Source organism: Pleurocapsa sp. FMAR1 (assembly GCF_963665995.1).
In the GTDB taxonomy this organism is placed as follows: Bacteria; Cyanobacteriota; Cyanobacteriia; order Cyanobacteriales; family Xenococcaceae; genus Waterburya.
Genome location: NZ_OY762512.1, coordinates 2,687,333 through 2,702,394, shown reverse-complemented (window position 1 = coordinate 2,702,394; position 15,062 = coordinate 2,687,333). Strand labels below are relative to the sequence as shown.

Annotated in this window: 16 protein-coding genes; 13 read left to right on the top strand and 3 right to left on the bottom strand. The window is 39.7% G+C overall.

Annotated features, from left to right (window positions below; translation table 11 throughout):
• Positions 1–74: 74 nt before the first annotated feature.
• Positions 75–311: a hypothetical protein gene (locus SLP02_RS13020; protein ID WP_319421084.1), complete on the top strand. Its 237-nt coding sequence runs from the start codon at positions 75–77 to the stop codon at positions 309–311.
• Positions 312–383: 72 nt separating this feature from the next.
• Positions 384–1,730, top strand: coding sequence for an acetyl-CoA carboxylase biotin carboxylase subunit (accC, locus tag SLP02_RS13015; protein ID WP_319421083.1), 1,347 nt, complete (start codon positions 384–386; stop codon positions 1,728–1,730).
• 17 nt (positions 1,731–1,747) lie between these two features.
• Here accC and SLP02_RS13010 read toward each other — a convergent pair whose 3' ends face one another.
• The gene (locus SLP02_RS13010; protein ID WP_319421082.1) at positions 1,748–2,038 is read right to left on the bottom strand and encodes a YggT family protein; all 291 of its coding nucleotides are present in this window, start codon (positions 2,036–2,038) and stop codon (positions 1,748–1,750) included.
• Positions 2,039–2,345: 307 nt separating this feature from the next.
• Between SLP02_RS13010 and psbX the strand changes: the two genes are divergently transcribed.
• From psbX to glpK, 3 genes are all read left to right on the top strand, one after another.
• Positions 2,346–2,468: a photosystem II reaction center X protein gene (gene psbX / locus SLP02_RS13005; protein ID WP_319421081.1), complete on the top strand. Its 123-nt coding sequence runs from the start codon at positions 2,346–2,348 to the stop codon at positions 2,466–2,468.
• Between the two features lie 243 nt (positions 2,469–2,711).
• On the top strand, positions 2,712–3,815 hold the full coding sequence (locus tag SLP02_RS13000) for a Ycf66 family protein (RefSeq protein WP_319421080.1): 1,104 nt from the start codon (positions 2,712–2,714) through the stop codon (positions 3,813–3,815).
• 250 nt (positions 3,816–4,065) lie between these two features.
• Positions 4,066–5,562 carry a glycerol kinase GlpK gene (glpK, locus tag SLP02_RS12995; RefSeq protein ID WP_319421079.1) on the top strand — a complete coding sequence of 499 codons (1,497 nt, stop codon included), beginning with the start codon at positions 4,066–4,068 and terminating at the stop codon, positions 5,560–5,562.
• 48 nt (positions 5,563–5,610) lie between these two features.
• Here glpK and gcvT read toward each other — a convergent pair whose 3' ends face one another.
• Positions 5,611–6,729 carry a glycine cleavage system aminomethyltransferase GcvT gene (gene gcvT, locus SLP02_RS12990; RefSeq protein ID WP_319421078.1) on the bottom strand — a complete coding sequence of 373 codons (1,119 nt, stop codon included), beginning with the start codon at positions 6,727–6,729 and terminating at the stop codon, positions 5,611–5,613.
• 246 nt (positions 6,730–6,975) lie between these two features.
• Here gcvT and SLP02_RS12985 point away from each other — a divergent pair, with 246 nt between their 5' ends.
• Positions 6,976–7,092, top strand: coding sequence for a photosystem II reaction center protein I (locus SLP02_RS12985; RefSeq protein ID WP_319421077.1), 117 nt, complete (start codon positions 6,976–6,978; stop codon positions 7,090–7,092).
• A gap of 115 nt (positions 7,093–7,207) precedes the next feature.
• On the top strand, positions 7,208–7,402 hold the full coding sequence (locus tag SLP02_RS12980) for a hypothetical protein (protein WP_319421076.1): 195 nt from the start codon (positions 7,208–7,210) through the stop codon (positions 7,400–7,402).
• A 15-nt stretch (positions 7,403–7,417) separates the two neighbouring features.
• Here the strand turns inward: SLP02_RS12980 and ctpC are convergent, their stop codons facing one another.
• Positions 7,418–8,710, bottom strand: a complete 1,293-nt coding sequence (gene ctpC / locus SLP02_RS12975; protein WP_319421075.1) for a carboxyl-terminal processing protease CtpC — start codon at positions 8,708–8,710, stop codon at positions 7,418–7,420.
• Between the two features lie 320 nt (positions 8,711–9,030).
• Here ctpC and SLP02_RS12970 point away from each other — a divergent pair, with 320 nt between their 5' ends.
• The 6 genes from SLP02_RS12970 (at position 9,031) to glpX (ending at position 15,006) form a co-directional block, all read left to right on the top strand.
• On the top strand, positions 9,031–9,801 hold the full coding sequence (locus SLP02_RS12970) for a cell division protein FtsQ/DivIB (RefSeq protein ID WP_319421074.1): 771 nt from the start codon (positions 9,031–9,033) through the stop codon (positions 9,799–9,801).
• Between the two features lie 235 nt (positions 9,802–10,036).
• Positions 10,037–11,305 carry a cell division protein FtsZ gene (ftsZ, locus tag SLP02_RS12965; protein WP_319421073.1) on the top strand — a complete coding sequence of 423 codons (1,269 nt, stop codon included), beginning with the start codon at positions 10,037–10,039 and terminating at the stop codon, positions 11,303–11,305.
• A 17-nt stretch (positions 11,306–11,322) separates the two neighbouring features.
• Positions 11,323–12,156: a bifunctional hydroxymethylpyrimidine kinase/phosphomethylpyrimidine kinase gene (gene thiD / locus SLP02_RS12960; protein WP_319421072.1), complete on the top strand. Its 834-nt coding sequence runs from the start codon at positions 11,323–11,325 to the stop codon at positions 12,154–12,156.
• 27 nt (positions 12,157–12,183) lie between these two features.
• Positions 12,184–12,711, top strand: a complete 528-nt coding sequence (scpB, locus tag SLP02_RS12955; protein ID WP_319421071.1) for an SMC-Scp complex subunit ScpB — start codon at positions 12,184–12,186, stop codon at positions 12,709–12,711.
• Positions 12,712–12,797: 86 nt separating this feature from the next.
• Entirely contained in the window at positions 12,798–13,154 is a 357-nt protein-coding gene (locus SLP02_RS12950; protein ID WP_319421070.1) for a DUF760 domain-containing protein, read from the top strand.
• An 814-nt stretch (positions 13,155–13,968) separates the two neighbouring features.
• Entirely contained in the window at positions 13,969–15,006 is a 1,038-nt protein-coding gene (gene glpX / locus SLP02_RS12945; protein ID WP_319423680.1) for a class II fructose-bisphosphatase, read from the top strand.
• Positions 15,007–15,062: the final 56 nt, after the last annotated feature.

The following is a 15,062-nucleotide window of genomic DNA, read 5'->3' as shown; positions in this document are numbered from 1 at the left end:
GATAATACCAAGATAAACAAATAATAGGGATAATTAAGAATACTATTCTAAAACTATCATCAAACAAAACATTTATGGATGCTTTTGCTTTAGTACCTCCAGAATGGACTAAATCAGCAGTGCATGCGGTTGATTTTTGCTGTCCTAGCTGTAAATCTAACCCTAAAAAGGCGCAAAATGTTTGGCTAAACCGTCGCGCACCTGTAAGTGTAGATGGTCATCGCAAATGGCAAGAATTTTATCAGTGCGAGTGTAACACTGCTTGGTGGGGCTGGAGTGATGATCGTCCACCTGCAAAATCAAGTAAATGATCAATTTTATCTTTTCTTTAGTGCCATAAAAAGCTCTATTCTAAAACATGACTCTAGTTATCTACTCAAAAAATGCAGTTTGACAAAATTCTAATCGCCAATCGAGGGGAAATTGCTCTACGCATTTTACACACCTGTGCTGAAATGGGCATTGCTACGGTAGCCGTTCACTCTACCATCGATCGCCAAGCTCTTCACGTTCAGTTGGCGGATGAGAGTGTATGTATTGGTCCGCCCCCATCTGGTAAAAGCTATTTAAATATTCCTAACATCATAGCTGCTGCTTTGACCCGTAATGCTAACGCCATTCATCCTGGCTATGGTTTCTTAGCCGAAAACGCCCGTTTTGTAGAAATTTGTAACGATCATCAGCTTACTTTTATTGGTCCTTCCAAGGAAGCGATGTTAGCGATGGGAGATAAATCTACTGCCAAAAAAACTATGGAGGCAGCAGGTGTTCCTACTGTACCTGGTAGTAACGGTTTACTACGTGATGAAGAGGAAGCAAAAACAATTGCTAGCAAAATTGGTTATCCCGTAATGATTAAAGCCACTGCTGGTGGCGGTGGTCGAGGAATGCGTTTAGTACATGAGGAAACAGATTTAGTCAGAATGTTCCAAGCTGCTCAAGGAGAAGCTGAGGCAGCTTTTGGTAATGGTGGGGTATATTTAGAAAAATTTGTGGAATGCCCTCGTCACATTGAGTTTCAGATTCTTGCCGACAGTTTCGGTAACGTTATTCATTTAGGTGAAAGAGACTGCTCTATTCAGCGTCGTCATCAAAAACTGTTAGAAGAAGCACCTAGCGCGGTCTTAAGCCCCCAATTGCGCCAGAAAATGGGTGATGCTGCGGTCAAAGCAGCCAAGTCAATCGATTATGTGGGTGTGGGGACAGTAGAATTTCTCCTGGATAAATCTGGAGATTTTTACTTTATGGAAATGAATACTCGCATTCAGGTAGAACATCCCGTTACAGAAATGGTTATAGGGATCGATCTGATTGCCGAACAAATTCGGGTGGCTCAGGGAGAGAAGCTGAGACTTACCCAAGATCAGGTAAAGTTGACGGGTCATGCGATCGAATGTCGAATTAACGCTGAAGATCCCAAACATAACTTCCGCCCCCATCCAGGACGAATTAGTGCCTATTTACCCCCAGGAGGGCCAGGAGTAAGAATGGATTCTCATGTTTATACCGACTACGAAATTCCTGCTTATTATGATTCTTTGATCGGTAAACTAATTGTCTGGGGCGAAAATCGTGATGTAGCAATTAAGCGTATGAAAAGAGCTTTAAGAGAATGTGCTATTACTGGAGTACCTACTACCATTGAGTTTCATCAGCGCATTTTAGAAACCCCTGCTTTTCTTAAAGGCGAAATATACACTAATTTTATTGCCGAACATTTGAGTGACTAATTGATGGTTTTTTAGGATTAATGGCTTAATGCCATAGTTACTAATCCTTGTTGTCCAACTAAAATTTCTCTGATCAAAGTTAAAATTCCCACCCAGATAATTGGCGTAATATCTACTCCACCAATGGGAGAAATTATTTTACGCAAAGGCTTTAAAAAAGGTTCGGTCGGCAAAACAACTAAGCTAAAGGGAAAACGAGTAAGCTCTGCTTGAGGATACCAGGTAAGCACAATTCTAAAAATAAATAAAATTGTCATTAACCCTAACAAAAGACTTATACCCAAAGTACCTAAACTTGATAAATTCATAACATCAATACATCAATGAGATTTGATCGATAAGTGCTGATAATATTACACAATGTAAATATCTATTATTTATTGTACTGTTGTTTTATGGACTAGTTGGCTTAGACTCGAAACTATAGTTAAGTAATAAAAATTATATTTTATCTAGCCTCGCCAGAATTTGATGACCACCATCCCCTTACAATATATGATGGGCTTTTTAAAGCACCGTGTTGTGAAGAGCTTTAGTTTTGCCTAAAAAACTTTTAAAATTACTACACAACGTAAATCATTACTAAATAAACAAAATTAATCAGGATAAAAAATTATGACTCCTTCATTAACCAATTTTCTTTTGAGTATAGCCTTGGGTGCTGTGATTGTAGTTATTCCCGCAACTATTGCCCTAATTGTTTTGAGTCAGAGCGACAAAGTTAAACGCGGTTCTTGATTGCTTGTCAGTATTGACATTAAATTATTATGGTTTTTGTGGGCGATGAGATATTCTCTACGTAGAGAAAAGACAGTAATGGTAGTGTCTATGTTTCATTGCCCTATTATTTTTTATAAGAATATATGAGCGCAAAAATAGCACCAGATAATAGTTATTTAATAACTTTAAATTTCTCTAATTTTGGTCAAAGTCAAGATATTCATCAGTTAAAATTTATAAAGCCATATTAGGAGAACATTAATGGTCAATTTCGGGCTGAATGCAGCAGCTATTTTAGGTATATTTTTGGCAGTGGCAGGGGCTGGGCTGTTTTTCCTGCGTTCAATTCGCCCTGAGTTGGCAAGGGATTATGATATTTTCTTTGCTGCGGTGGGTTTACTTTGTGGCGTTATCTTGTTGTTTAATGGGTGGCGACTCGATCCAATTTTGCAGTTTGGTCAATTCTTGCTGACGGGAACAGCAATTTTCTTTGCTTTTGAAAGCATTCGGATGCGGGGCGTAGCGACTGAGCAAGCTAGGCGTAATACTCCCGTTGTCGATCGCGATCGCCCTGTGAGCAGTACCAGAGTTTATACTGAAGCAGAATTAGACAAAATTGACCCTTATGACAATGTTTATGATGGGGCTAAACCCAACTACAATAGTCCCAGATTGAGAGGCTACGATGAGCCTCAATCTCGCCCTGTTCGTCGTCCATCTGAGAGAAAAAGACCATCTTCCCCCGCTCCTGAGATTAGAGACGAACCTCGACGCAGCAAAACTCGCCGTCCTGAAACCGATAATTTTGCCGAACGCCCCCGTCCCCGTCAAGCTGAGGACAGTTATGTAGAAAGAGATGTTCGTCCTCGTCGTCGTCCTGCCTCCGCTCCTCCCTCTGATGGTTATGATAGTTGGAACGCTCAAGATGAATGGGCAGATAGTTCCCGTAATGCTTCTGGCCCTATTCGTCGCCCTATGAATCCAGATCGTCCTGGTCGTATGCCCAAGTCTACTCCTCCTCTTACTAACAGTAGACCGAACCCAACTAATTTAGCTGATTTAGGCAGAAGCTATGATGAACCAGAAGATAATTATGGTTCTGATGATTTAGAGAGAAATTATGATTCTCAGATTAACAGGAGCAATGATGGGCAAAATGAATCTATTCCTGGAGATTTTGTAGTCGATTATCAGCCATTAAATGATTCTGAAGCTGCTGACTATGCAGATGAATATGATGACTATGATGACTACGATGATTCTGAGCAAGATGACTATGATAATTACGACGATTCTGAAGATGATAATTATTCAGAAGATCTAAGAAGACAGCCAGGACGCAAGCCCATCAATTTTGAAGAATAAAACACAAGTTTGATGATAGTTTGCAAGTTTTATTCCCTGACTTTTAAATAATTTCTTGGCTTATTTTGCCAAGCTTAAATCTTAAGCTGGTATTTGGTAGTTGATTCCTGTAGCAATTGAGCATAAAGATAGAATTCAGCTATGGCGATCGCTCCAAAACAACATAAACGTAAAAAAAACTTAATAAAACATTTCTGAGTCCTGACTTTGCTGTAAACCTACAAACATAAGTAGAATTTTGGTATTATCAATGACCGACACAAAATACATTCTTTCCTTAGATTTAGGTACTACAGGTAATCGGGCAATATTATTTGATCGCCAGGGGAATATTGTCGGTCAGGCATACAAAGAGTTAACTCAACATTACCCTCATCCTGGATGGTTAGAACATGATGCCGTAGAAATTTGGCGGGACACTAATGACTCTATACAAAAAGTTATTGCCGACAAGCAGATTACCGCTTCAGAAATTGCAGCTATTGGCTTGACTGTTCAAAGAGAAACTTGTTTGCTTTGGGACAAAACTACAGGAAAACCACTGCATAAAGCGATTGTTTGGCAGGATCGTCGTACCTCTACTATGTGCGATCGCCTCAGAGCAGAAGGACAGGCTGAGGTGATTCAACAGAAAACGGGTTTAGTTTTAGATGCCTATTTTTCAGCGACCAAATTAGCCTGGCTAATTGATTGGGTGAAGCAGAATCAGCCTGATACGAATTGGGATAACGTGATGGCGGGAACAGTAGACAGTTGGGCTTTATGGAATCTAACGGGTAAACAGGTTCATGCTACTGATGAAAGCAATGCCAGCCGTACTATGTTGATGAATTTAGACACGAAAGACTGGGACGAGTCATTGCTCAAGCTATTTGATATTCCCAGTCAGATTATGCCTGAAATTAAACCTAGTATGGGTTTGTTTGGCAAAAGCGATCGCCAGATATTAGGAACAGAAATTCCCATTGCTGCCATCTTTGGAGATCAGCAGGCATCATTATTTGCTCACGGATGCGATCGCCCTGGATTACTCAAATGTACCTATGGCACAGGCTGCTTTTTAGTGGCACAAACAGGCACAGAAGTAACCCGTTCCAATAATCAACTTCTTTCAACGGTGGCATGGAGTACCCTAGAACAAACTAACTATGCTTTAGAAGGAGCTATTTTTACTACGGGGGCATCTATTCAATGGTTACGAGATGGTTTGGGTTTGATTAAATATGCTGCTGACACCGAGTCTTTCTGTAATCAGGTAGAAGATACTAACGGAGTTTATTTTGTTCCTGCCTTAAGTGGCTTGGGTGCGCCTCACTGGGATATGAAAGCCCGTGGTGCATTTTTGGGCATTACTGGCGGGGTAAAGAAAGAACACATGGTTAGAGCCGTTCTAGAGGCGATCGCCTATCAGGTTAAAGAAGTGGTGGATGCGGTCAACAAAGACAGTGACAAAGCCGTGTCTCTACTCAAAATCGACGGTGGGGCAGCCAAAAACAATTTTTTGATGCAGTTCCAAGCAGATGCTTTAGGAGTGGCATTAGAACGTCCTGTAGTGCTAGATGCCACCGCCCAAGGCGCAGCTTTTGGTGCGGGTTTAGCGGTGGGGTTTTGGGACGATTATCAGAAGTTGGTAGGCGATCGCCAAGTAGACAAGGTATTTGAACCAGGAGAGGGACAGTCTCAGGCACAAGAGAATTTTGCTATGTGGTCAAAAGCCGTCAGCAGAGCCAAAAATTGGATTGAATAGCAATTCAATGAACAATAATCGATTAACAATTAACAATGGACAGTTAATCTACCGATGGGGTGAACGATAAAAGGGTTTTTTGACCACTGTAGCAGGATAGGTTTTGCCACGGATTTCAATTTCTAAAGCCTGCCCCACTTTACTTAAAGACTTAGGCACATAAGCTAAAGCGATCGCTTTTCCCACAGTAGGAGCTAAAGTTCCGCTGGTTACTTCTCCTACTGCTTTCCCTTCGGACACAACACGATAGCCATGACGGGCTATGTGTCTACCTGACATTTCCAAACCTACTAGACGGCGTTTTACTCCTTCTTGCTTTTGTTTTTCTAAGGCAGAGCGTCCGATAAAGTCTTGCTTGTCATCTAGATGCACTACCCAGTTTAAGCCAGCTTCTAGAGGCGTGGTTGTTTCATCAATCTCTTGCCCATAAAGACTCATTGCTGCTTCTAAGCGCAAAGTATCTCTAGCACCCAAACCACAGGGAATTACTCCCGCCTTTAAAAAAGACTGCCATAGCTGTAGTGCTGCTGCTGGTTCAAGCATAATTTCAAAACCATCTTCTCCTGTATAGCCAGTTCGAGCAATAAATGCAGCACTACCGTTGATGCTGACGGTTTGATGAGTAAAAGCCTTCATCGCGCTGATATCTTCTGCCACCAGACTTTGTAAAATCTGACTGGCTTTAGGTCCTTGTAAAGCAATTAGAGCCTGTTGCTGGGATATGTCTGCCATCGTCACCGAATCAGATTGCAGATTTTCTAAAATCCAGGCTTTGTCCTTGTCGGTTGTTCCCGCATTAACAATTAGCACCGCTTTTTGTTCTGTATCGCTTTCTCCTTGGTAATACAAAATGATGTCGTCGATAATTCCGCCTTGAGGGTTAAGCAGCAATGTATACATTGCTTCTCCTGGTTGCAAACGGCTCAAGTCTGAAGGTACTAAATTCTGCCAAGCACTAATTAAATCTTTGCCTACAAAAGTAAATTTACCCATGTGAGAAATATCAAACATTCCTGCTTGGGTGCGTACTGCTTGATGTTCGATTTTTAAGCCTAAATACTGTACGGGCATTTCCCAGCCTGAAAAGCCAGTAAAACGAGCTTTTGAAGCTTGGGCAAGACTATAAAGAGGAGTTCGTAATAATGGAGATAGTTCAGAATTAGCCATGTTGTAGATATATTTTAAGTACTTGAACCTATATCAGAGAAAAAATCGGCTTGTGGGGGTGTATTCAGGTATGATTTAATAATTACGTAATATTGGTTTCAAAATTTTAATTCTGTCAGCGACCTATGGTTGTATAGGGTAGTTCATTTTAGTAACATTATTAGCTACCAAAATGTATTTTTGAAACAAGAAACGCTTATTAATAATTTGGTTAACATTTTTTAGACTTATCAGGAGATAATTAACATGGCTACTCTCAAAATTGTTGTTTACATCACCGTATTTTTCTTTATTGGCATATTTATCTTCGGCTTCCTGTCTAGCGATCCTTCCCGTAATCCTGGTCGAAGTGATTCAGAATAATTCCATTTTCTTTCAATTTTAAGATACCAAAAACTGGGGCAATTACAATAGCCCCTTATTTTTTGCTTAGCCTGATTTTTTCTTTAATATTTAGATAAGTTAGATTGCTAAAATCATGAGTGATAAACAGTTTTGGTATGTAATTAAGCAAGAAGATGGGAATTGTGAGGTAGCTGATTTTGAGCAACCCCAAACAAATACCCCAAAGCAAGAATCATCTCGTCAACACTGGGGTTCATTTGCTAGCGAACAAGAGGCGATCGCTAAAAAAATTGGTTTAATTAGGGCTGGTAAGTGCAAACCCCAATAGTTAATAACTTTAGTTTTACTTAGCTGCTTGAGGTTTAGAACCTTGCTGTGCCAAATCCTTGGTTAGTACATCAATTGCCTTAGAAAATTGCGGGTCATTTTTTGAACCTAAATTATCGGCATTGCCACCATAAAGCTGTTTTAGCTGTTTTTCATTCAATTTTACTAAGACATCTGGATCGATTCCATGCTTGTTGATATCTCTACCGCTAGGAGTAAGATACTTAGCAATTGTCACTGCTAATCCAGAACCATCTCCCAGAGGACGAACTGACTGTACCAGACCTTTACCAAAAGTTTTTGTTCCGAGTAAAGTTCCTCGTTTATTATCTTGTAGCGCACCTGAAAGAATTTCGCTGGCACTGGCTGAACCTTCGTTGACCAAAACAACTAAAGGCTTTTGCGTTAAAGCTTTGTGGTTTGCTGATTCGCGATCGCTTACTCCTTTGCGATCGACAGTAGAGACAATCGTACCGTCATTAATCCACATCCGAGCAATATCAATCGACGAGTAAAGTAAACCCCCTGGATTAGAGCGTAGATCTAGCACATAGCCAACAACACCTTCTTTTTCTTGAGATTTAATCGCCTTCTGCATATCTTTAGCAGCATTCTCATTAAAGGTTGTCAGGCGAATATACCCTACCTTGCCGATGTCACTATCTTTAACGGCTGCTCGAACAGGATGAATCTCAATTTTTTCGCGAGTAATATTGTAGTCTTTCTTTTTACCCTGGCGATCGATTGTTAGAGTAACCTGAGTTCCTTCTTCGCCTCTAATTAATTTAACCGCATCGTTGACATCCATACCTTTAGTATCTTGACCGTCAATTTTGGTAATTAAATCTTGTGCTAGGATGCCCGCTTTAAAAGCAGGAGTATCTTCAACGGGAGATATAACTATTAGCCTGCCTGTCTTTTCATCTTTAGCAATGGTAATACCTACTCCAGTTAACTCCCCTGAAGTATCAATGCGCATATTCTGAAACTCCTCTGGATTCATAAAGCGCGTATAAGGATCTCCTAACTTACCCAGCATTTCTCGAATTGCTTTATAAGCATCTTGTTTATTTTCATAAGCAGCATTCTTAACATATTGCTGACGAATTTTTGACCAATCAGTATGATTAAAGCTTGTGTCTACATACTGATAATTGATAATTTGCCAGACTTCGTCCACTGTCTCTTTTGGACCGCTTTGCATGAAAGCCTGACCTTGAGATAGGTACATACCTGTCCCAGCAACTGCAACAGCTGATAAAGCTACAGCAGTTGTTCCCAAAATCAGTCCTTTTTTTGTAATTACCATAAGCTTAAAAATAAAATAAATATTGTCAATTTAAGAGACGACAAGCAATTTCCATAATTAAAGTCTAATCTACCACAGATGACTTCTATAATTAGTGATTTAGCAACGCTAAACGTAATAACCTCTGCAAGCCATTAAATATTCTGACAGAGAAAAATGAGAAAAGGCAGAGAAGATTATATTTATTTTCTTTACAAGCTAAAGATAAAACTGAGTAATAATTAGCAGATTTCTGACATCATAGTTAATATAACGTGAGTTACATAAGAACTTTCTTAAACCAGGAAATAATAGTCACCCTTTTCAATCAAGTTGGGATCATGAGCTCATTTCCTCCACCACAAATAAAATATAAGCTTGCTTTGGTTAAAGCTCAGGATCTTCGTCTATCTCGTCTAGCTCTATGGCGTTCTAGCTTTATCGTCTTGTGTGCTGTGAGCATTTTTTTGCTAGCAATTTTACCTTACTGGCAAATTAAACATCAATCCCAAATTGAGATCAATGGCGAAAAGCTGATTAGCAGAAGCTCTATTTATAATGCTTTAAAAATTTCTTATCCCCAATTTATTTGGAAAATAAATGGGTTAAATTTAGCCAAACAAATAGAATCTATCCCTTCAATTGCAGGGGCAAGAATTAATCGAATAATTATTCCGCCCAAATTAATAGTTTCGCTTCAGGAAAAAGCACCAATAGCTTTAGCTACATCTCAAGGAAAAGTTGGTTTTTTGGATACAAATGGTCTATGGATAGATCAAAAATTTTATGACAATATAAGTGCAGATTCTGCTTTGCCAAAACTTAAAGTATTAAATTATCAAATTCAGTATCAGCCAGAATGGGTAAACATATATCAACTAATATCTTTATATCCAGAATTAGAAATCACGGAGTTAGAGTGGAATCAATCAGGAGATTTACTGTTGCATACCAAAATAGGAAAAGTATTTTTAGGTTCTGATTTATCGCAATTAAAAAGGCAATTCAAAACGATGCTTAAACTGCAAAATTTACCTGACTACATTGAAAATAGCAAAATCGCCTATATTGACCTAAGCAATCCTAATTTAGATTTAATTCAAAAGTACTAATATTATGTATATTTTAGAAGATAACATAAGTATTTTCTCTGAGACAATTGGCTGATTTAACTACTTATTCAGTAAATATTTGGAGGACAATTGAATTTATGTGTTTAATAGTTACAAAAACTTTAATATTTTTTGCAGTTTAAATTACTTTAGACGATAATAAAAAGAGCTAAATTGCAGAGTTAAGTTAAGTTAAGTATAAGAAAACCCAGCTCGGAAACTTTGATTTACGCCCATGTCTTTAGAGAAAATAACTGTCCGTACCTTCAATAACGAAAATAATTATAGTTCTGAGTTACCCTTAGCTTTAGGAAATAATTCTTTGAGTCACACAATGGGAATACCTTTCAAAAATAATCACAATTCTCAAATTCCCAAAGAAGAGAGTAGGAGTAATAAAATAGTGCCTAGCAACGTCGCCAAAATTAAGGTAATGGGAGTAGGTGGCGGCGGCTGTAATGCAGTTAACCGCATGATCGACAGCCAAGTTACAGGTATTGAGTTTTGGGCAATTAATACTGATGCTCAGGCTTTAGACAACGCTCAGGCTCCTCAAAAGCTGCAAATCGGACAAAAAATTACCAGAGGCTTAGGTGCGGGAGGAAATCCTGCTATTGGGCAAAAAGCAGCAGAAGAATCGCGAGATGAATTAGCCCATGCTCTAGAAAACACAGATTTGGTGTTTATCACCGCTGGGATGGGAGGCGGTACAGGAACTGGAGCAGCTCCAATTGCTGCCGAAGTGGCTAAAGAAATGGGCTGTTTGACTGTAGGTGTTGTAACTCGACCATTTACTTTTGAAGGCAGAAGACGCACTAAACAAGCTGAAAAAGGTATTGATGCTTTCCGCAGTCGAGTGGATACTCTAATTGTTATTCCTAACAACCAGTTATTGTCAGTAATTTCTCCAGAGACTCCAGTCCAAGAAGCTTTTGGGGTGGCTGATGATGTATTGCGCCAAGGTGTTCAGGGTATTTCTGACATTATTACCATTCCAGGTCTGATTAACGTTGACTTTGCCGATGTCAGAGCAATTATGGCTGATGCTGGTTCGGCACTGATGGGGATTGGTATGGGTTCAGGTAAATCTCGAGCCAGAGAAGCTGCGATCGCAGCGGTTTCATCGCCTTTATTAGAGGCATCTATTCATGGTGCTAAAGGCGTGGTAATTAACATTACTGGAGGCTATGACCTAACTCTCCATGAAGTAAATGCAGCAGCCGATAGTATTTATGAAGTGGTTGATGAAGATGCCAATATTATCTTTGGTGCGGTAATTGATGAAACTATGGATGGAGAAGTCAGAATCACCGTTATTGCCACTGGTTTTGATGGCGATACGGGGGAAGATCAAGACCCAGAAGAGTCTCAAGAAGAACAAAGAAGTGCTTTCCCGACTATGCCTGCTGCACCTCAGCCAGAAAGAAACAAACCCAACCAAAGCGATCGCTCGCGGATCGAAATTCCTGATTTTCTTCAGCGAAGACGTTATCCCAAAAACTAAATCTACAGGGTAAATCCATGACCCAAACAGCTTTAACTATTGCTGGTTCTGACAGCAGTGGCGGGGCAGGAATTCAGGCAGATTTGCGAACTTTTGCTATGTACTGCGTTCATGGTGCTAGCGCGCTCACCTGCGTTACTGCTCAAAATACTGTGGGCGTGACTCAGGTTGAGGCTATTAAGGCTGCTATGGTAACAGCACAAATTGAGGCTGTAGCTACAGATTTAAAAGTTGATGCGGTTAAAACAGGAATGTTGTTAAACCGTGACATTATCACTGCGGTAGCTCAACAGGTTGAAAGATTAAATTTGCAGCAACTAGTAGTTGACCCTGTAATGGTTTCTCGTGCAGGAGCGCAGTTGATTGACGATAGTGCGATCGCCTCTTTACAAGACCTGCTGATACCTCAAGCTGTAATTGTTACACCTAATCGCTATGAAGCCGAAATCTTGAGCGGTCTAACGGTTAATACCTTAGACGAACTAAAAGAAGCGGCGATCGCCATTTATGAGCGTTCAAAGATAAACGTAGTTCTGGCTAAAGGAGGAGGACTTTCGGGTAGCGATCGAGGAAAAGATATTTGGTACGACGGGCAAGAAATTAAAACTTTATCAACAAAAATCATTGAAACCAATAACACTCACGGCACAGGTTGTACGCTTTCAGCAGCAATTTGCGCCAATTTAGCTTTAGGTCAAGATTTGTGGTCGGCGGTGGTTGATGCCAAGCATTTTGTTACTAATGCTTTGGAATGTTCCCTCGATATCGGTGCTGGCAGTGGTCCTGTAGGTCATTTCTTTCCTTTGACAAAACTTAAACCAATACCGCGACATCCCTCGCGGTCATCCTAAAAACTTTTTTAATAACAATCTTTGGCGATGAAATTAACCACCAAAATTGAAGCAATTTTTTATATCAAAGGTAGACCACTTTCTATTGAGGAAATAGTCGCCTGTCTGATTTCCTTAGCCCCTAAGTCAAGTAACATATCCCCAGAGGAAGGATTAGAACCATCTGAGTCAGTTAATCATGAGTTGGTTGAAGATGCTTTGATTGAGCTTATGAATGACTATGCTCATCGTCATAGTGCCTTGGAAATTGTAGAAACAGAAGCAGGCTATAGTCTACAGCTAAAGGCAGAATATGAAAACCTGCTCCAGGAATTAGTGCCAGCAGAATTAGGTAAAGGAGCATTACGAACCTTAGCAGCGGTGGCTTTAAGAAACCCTATTTTGCAAACTGAACTGATCGATCTACGGGGCAGCAGTGCCTATCAACAAGTTGGCGAACTAGTCAAGCTGGGATTTATCCGCAAAAGAGAACAGGCTGATGGACGCTCCTATTGGTTAGAGGTGACCAATAAATTTCACCAGTACTTTGAAATCAACGACATGGCTATATCTTAACTATTTTTTCCCGTATTTTTTACTAGCGACATCATCCAAAATTGTGTCAAAGTAGAGTCAAGATAAATCCATAGTTTGGGTAACGAATGATATTTAACTTTGATTTTTTGAATTCTGAAACACAAGAACAGCACTATAATACTTTGATGCAGTATTTGCGTCAGCAACATCCTGATGTTTTGGCGCAGATTGCCCAATCTGCCAGCCCTGAAGTCAAACAAATTATCTCTCAAAATGTTCAGGGACTTGTAGGAGTGCTGCCCGCAGGAGACTTTAACGTTAAGGTAACTACGGACAAAGAAAACTTGGCTCACCTGCTTGCTTCGGCAATGATGACAGGCTATTTTCTGTGCCAGATGGAAAAACGGATGGATTTGGAAGAAAAACTAACTGATTCTTCTATTTCTAACCATTCTTTGACAGAAGAACCCCCAGAGCTTTAGATTACTCGGCAATTGCTCAAAATTGCGAAATTTGCCATTTTTTAAGCTAGCCTTACCTAATAAAAACAGACATTTAGCTGCGATCGCTTCTTGACTGTCTAAAGAAAAAATTATAAGTAATAGAGTCAGCTTTAAATACTAGTTGACCGCCATCTCGTCCTGTAAGCAGCTTAACCACCTTTGGAAAAAGTCAACATGATCAAAACAGACAAAGCCATACCAGGAGCTAGTAAAGCGATTAAGGTGAATAATTCATTAGAGGTCATGATGCTTGAAGTCTCTTTTTAGTAGCGATTTTAAATTCAGGTAATTAATATACTTAGAGCTTAACTTTAAATTCTCAGCAAGTAAGCTTAAATATACAATTAATTAATAAATAATGCTTTTCTAAAAGTTTTGTAGCTAAATTGTAGCTTTGAATACTTGTAAACGAACAATTGCCCTAAACATTGATTTTTAGAATCTAAAAAATTCAACAGCAAGCTCTACAATGCCCCAAATATAAAGCTTGTTTTGACACATAATGTAATAAAATATTTATCTAATTAGCGAAAAGCTAATTACTTTTCAAAAGTGGTTATTAAACTTAATAATTGTTAATTGCGAAATAATAAGATAATTAAATGAATGCTGGGCTATTTGTCAGAGCTTATTAAAACTTAATAAATATCAGGGGGATACATCTCTCTGGTAATCTGTGACTTGAGTGAGCATCGCTTCGCGATGAAGTTGTTCATGGGGAAAACTCCTGATACCACACTTCATCGCTTTTGAAAAGAAATTTAAATACAAGCAAATAAGGAGGAAAACCTTGCTGGAAACAACCCTCGGTTTAGAAATTATTGAGGTAGTAGAACAAGCTGCCGTCGCTTCTGCTAAGTGGATGGGCAAAGGTGAAAAGGATACTGCCGATGAAGTGGCAGTAGAAGCAATGCGTGAACGCATGAACAGAATCAATATGCGTGGTCGTATTGTAATTGGCGAGGGAGAAAGAGATGATGCTCCCATGCTTTATATTGGTGAAGAAGTAGGTATTTGTACTCGCGAAGATGCTAAGGATTTTTGCAATCCAGATGAGCTTATCGAGATTGACATTGCCGTCGATCCATGTGAGGGAACTAACCTAGTGGCATATGGTCAAAATGGCTCTATGGCTGTTTTAGCAATTTCCGAGAAAGGTGGATTATTTGCTGCACCAGATTTCTATATGAGAAAACTAGCAGCACCTCCTTTAGCGAAAGGTCATGTAGATATTAACAAAACTCCTACCGAAAATCTGAAGATCTTGGCTGATTGTCTTAGTCGCTCCATCGAAGAATTGGTAGTAGTAGTCATGGATCGTTCTCGTCATGAAGATTTAATCAAAGAAATCCGCGGTGCAGGAGCTAGAGTAAGATTAATCGCTGATGGTGACGTATCTGCTGCTATTTCTTGCGCCTTCTCTGGTTCAAATATTCATGCTTTGATGGGTATTGGTGCTGCTCCTGAAGGTGTTATCTCTGCTGCTGCAATGCGCTGCTTAGGTGGACACTTCCAGGGACAGTTAATTTACGATCCGGCGATAGTCAAAACTGGTTTGATCGGCGAAAGTAAAGAAAGCAATCTAGATAGATTAACGAAAATGGGCATCAATGATCCCGATAAGGTATACACCGCTGAAGAGCTTGCTAATGGAGAAACAGTTTTGTTTGCTGCTTGCGGTATTACTCCTGGCACATTGATGAATGGCGTTCGCTTTTTTAAAGGTGGTGCTAGAACTCAAAGCCTAGTTATTTCTTCTCAGTCAAAAACCGCACGTTTCGTAGATACAGTTCATATGTTCGATCAGCCTAAGTCTTTACAGTTAAGATAAAGGAGTAGTCGTGTTTACCTTTGAAGTTATGTAAATCTTGATTGAGTGGACACGCA